Consider the following 4,230-nt stretch of genomic DNA (forward strand, 5'->3'; position numbering starts at 1 on the left):
AGGATGTTCGCCGGCTTGATGTCGCGATGAATGATGCCGTTTTTGTGCGCGTAGGCGAGCGCATCGCTCACATGCGCCGTGATGGACAGAGCGTAGTCCTCCGGCAGCTTGCCCTGCGAAGCGATCATCTTGGAGACGTCCGTGCCGTCGATGAACTCCATCACGATGTAGAGCAGGCCCGTGTTCGTTTCGCCAAAGTCGTAAACGTCGACGATGCTCGGGTGATTGAGCTTCGCCATGGTGCGGGCTTCATTTTTGAAGCGTTCGGCAAATTGTGCGTCGCCGTCCTCGACCAGATCAACCGGCAGTACTTTGATGGCGACCTTGCGGTCGAGCGTGACTTGCACTGCTTTGTACACCGCGCCCATGCCACCGCGGCCGAGAATGGCCTCAAACTGATACTGCGGCAGCATCGCCTGCATTTCCTCCAGCGACGGAGGCTGCCAGCCGCTGGAAGGTTTTGAGCCAGAGGACGCGGTGCTCATGGTAAGAAGAGAACGGACAGACGGTAAGAGTAGCAGGGAACGTTCCTGTAGGGCAAGGCTGTTTCGGAAAACTCGAGGACGACAGCCTGGCCTCAACGCACGGAGGCTTTCGCCTCACACAGCGACTGGCTGCCGCTGATGTCACAAGTGCGGGAGGTCGCGGCGGATTTGGTGGCGGAAGGAAAGCTGAAGTGCGCGCAGCGAGGGAATCCTGCGCATCCGCCGCAAATCAAAGGAGTCACATCCAGATGGCGGTCCGGCGCGGCGAAAACGAGCCTGATTCAGCGTGATACCTTGCACTGTGGCATCTGCTTCTGGAAGTCGGCGGCGGCTTCGAGTGTGACGGCGGTGCCGTTGAGGCGAATGCTGGTCAGTTTCTTGAGTGGGAGCAGCTTCTTCAGGCCGAGGTCGGTGATTTTGGTGTCGCTGAGATCGAGTGAGGTCAGCTTGGTCAGCTTTGCCAGACTTCCCGCAGACTCATCTCCGAAAGTCGTGCCAGTCAGATTCAAAGCATTGAGCGAGGAAACTTCTGCCAGGGCAGCGAAGCCCACATCCGTCACTGACTTCGAATTCATGTGAAGAGTCAGCAGTTTTCTGAAGTTGGCCAACGCACGCATTCCATCATCGGACAGTCCGCTTCCCATGACCTCCAAGGTCGTGAGGGAGGAGGTGCAAGCGAGCTTGTCGAGTCCGCGACCGGTGAACTGACCGGCGTTTTGAATGCTGAGGTAGTCGAGTTTCCTTGCCCCGGCGAGGTGAGCGAGAACCGCATCCGTAACATCCGGCACACCATCGAGATTGACCCATGTCAGATCGCTGTTGGAGGAAAGAAAGGCAAAAGCGGCATCGCTTAGACTGGGCTTCGCCGGACGGATGTGCACCCGGCGGAGATCACGCAATCCTGCGAAGGCGGCAAAGTCCGCGTCTTTGAGCGGAGGCAGCACCGATCTGTCGCGATTCAGAGTGAGTTCCAGGATGTCGAAACGGCCGGATGGTATTTCCTCCGGCGTGGAGACGTTGATGATGCCGCCGTTTTTAGCGGCGACGAACGAGCCTCCGTTGGCCACTAAAAAGTCCGCCGCCGTGCGCCAGGAACTTCCGCTGCCAAGCATTTTTGCGGGCGTGGAAGGGGATGGTGCGCCGTCTGTTGTTGGTGGGGGAGGCGGCGCAGGTTCAGGGGCTTCGGCAACAACGGCCACGGTGGGTTTTTTGGAGGCGATGTCGGTCCGCAGCACCTTCACCTGCCGTGCCTCGTCGAGTTTGGTGGCCTTGATGAGTTCGGTGATGTAGGCGTCGAGCGCGCTCACATAGATGTCGTAGAGAGGCGCAGCACGGGCATCGCGTTCAGCAGTGATCTTTGCCAGGGCGTTTCGATAAATGGAGCGGAGCGATTTGAGCGATTCTGGCGTGCCGGGTTCATCCACTTCGGGCACGCCTTCGCCGCGCTCGATGCGGGCTTTGACTTCGTCGAAGGCGATGACTTCCTTTAAGCTGCCTCTGCTCTGGGCTGCGGCACGTGCCTTGGCGACGCCGTTGGCGAGGTAACTCTTGTTAAGGGCTGTCAAAGCGACCAGAAACGGCTTCTGCACGTCGGATTCATAGCGCGCGTTGAAACCTGATTCGAGTTTGGCGAGGTGCGGGTCAGACGGTGGAGCCGGAGGCTCGGATTTGGGCGTTTTGCCAGTCGCGGAAGCGCCGCCGGTTGTTGGGGCTGAAGCAACCACAGGCATGGCGGGCGACGGAACAGACGGGCCACCCGCGGCCGGCCGCATCACGGCACTGTGGAAAGTGACTCCCGTGGCGTAGCATGCCAGCCCGAGATGCTTGCCATTTTTAACTGAAGTGGACTTTTCATCGCCCAAGCGCTCGAGGTTGCCACTCCACTGCAGCACCTCTTCGCCATCGATGAGCGCTCGCAGAGAGCCTCTACGTACCTCTACTGTGCTGCGGTAGCGCTGGCCGGTCTTCAGACGCTCACGTTTCAAGACAGCCTCCGTGCGTTTGGGGTCGACGGGACTCAAACCGTCCAGCATCGGCCCAAAGGAGCAAAAGTTGGTTGGGGGAGATCCCTGCGCCATCTTCCACCGCAAGGAGTGCCCTGCCACGGACAGCACCTGACTGACATCGCTCCCCTCCGAGATCGTGAACTCGATCTCAAAGTCGTATTCTTCTGGTGGGCTGTGGTTGAATTCGAGCACCTTCACTCCGCGTTCCCGCTTCAGGATCAGGCCGTCTGGCGTCATCTCCCACTTGCCGCTCACCGTATCACGCTGCACGTCCACATCAGCGAGGAGGTCTGTCCAGCCCGGCGGGATTCCGAGATTCGCTGTAGCTAAGGTTGAGGCGATTGCGACAGGAGCGGGAGATGCAGGCATCGGCTTCGTGCTGGCGTCATCCCATTCGATCAGATAACCACCACGACGGTCGGCGTTGCCGATGCCGTTGGTGCGGATGTCTCCCCAGCCCATGTTCATTTGTGAGAAACAGAGCACAGGCTCATTCGGATTTGTGCCTGGCTCCCCGGCACCCCAAGCGGTGAAGGTGAAAGGCTCGCCAGTGATCCACGTCCACTGCCGTGTGGGGTTGTCATTGGTGCCGCCGAGCCAGAGGGAGAGGCCGCCAGGCAGCTTGGAGACGAAGGTGTCCAACACCCATTGGTTTTCTTCTTGGCTGGTGATCGTTGCCAGATGGCCGCCTGTGGTTGCAGCCTTGGCCTTGGCCTCCTCCCAATTGAGTTTTTCAGGAGAGAACTGATAACGGTGGCCGCCGAAGGCAAGCACCTCGACTGGTGGTGGGTTTGAGGTCGGCTGGTCGAGCACGGCCGTCTCTACAACGATGAGCTCGATACCATGACTGGCAAAAACACCGGGGAAACCTTCAGTGAGAGTGGATTCCGGGGCTTCGCTCAGCAACTGCCCGTCAAAGAAGAAGGCGAGGCGTTTGCCAATGGCATAGAACTCAGCGGTGTGCTCGGTGCCGGTGCCCAGCGGTGGGTTGCTCTTGAGCGGGGCCAGTGTGCGCTTGTCCCCATCCTTCTTCATTGGCAGCATATCCAGCGAGCCGTCGATATTTGCTTTTGTCCGGATGGTCACCAGATAGCGCGGACCGATCCCTACCTTGTTGAGGCGTTGAATGAGGTTCAGCGAAGCGTCATCCCTTCGGGCGCGAAAGCGGACGCGCAGCGCGGAGTCCCGGCGCAGGTCAGCAAACAGGCGCATGCCATTCATGGACGCCACGACGTGCATTTCACCGTCCGCACGCTGCCAGGCCGGACCCCAGGAGTCCGTGCCCGCCATTTCATCACGCCATTGGGCTGTGGGTGCGAAGTTGGAGAAGCCTGCGCTGCCATTCGGTGCGGGAGTGAGAACAGGTGCAGATTTAGGCACGGGTGCCGGTGGTTTGTTGTCCGATGTGGACGCTGTGGTTTGTCGCACAGGCTTCTTAGCGGGCGGTTTAAACACGTAAACCAGACCTGCGACGAGCACGATGGTGGCAGCGATGCCGATGACAGGACCGAGGCTGGATTTTTTGACCGTGGGCGGAGCATGGTGCGCTGTCTGCTCTGGCATTCGCCTCTGTGGACCGCTGGCTGCCTGCTTCTGCGCCTGGGTGGCGCGCGCGGTGGCCTCTGCCGCCGCCTGCTGCTGGGCGATGAGGGCTGCTCGCGGCAGCGTCAGAATCGTGTCCAGATCGCGGCGAAGGTCGGTGGCACTCTGATAGCGCACTTCGCGGTCCGTCTGCATCG

At 60.1% G+C, this 4,230-nt stretch carries 2 protein-coding genes; both read right to left on the minus strand.

Annotated features, from left to right (window positions below):
* Nucleotides 1-485, minus strand: a 485-nt coding sequence (locus KDL09_RS19815) for a serine/threonine-protein kinase (protein ID WP_294389026.1), incomplete at its 3' end; no start/stop codon positions are given.
* 281 nt (nt 486-766) lie between these two features.
* A partial coding sequence (locus KDL09_RS19820) for a lectin-like protein (RefSeq protein ID WP_294389028.1) occupies nt 767-4,230 on the minus strand: 3,464 nt, incomplete at its 5' end.

Source organism: Prosthecobacter sp. (assembly GCF_020439865.1).
In the GTDB taxonomy this organism is placed as follows: domain Bacteria; phylum Verrucomicrobiota; class Verrucomicrobiia; order Verrucomicrobiales; family Verrucomicrobiaceae; genus Prosthecobacter.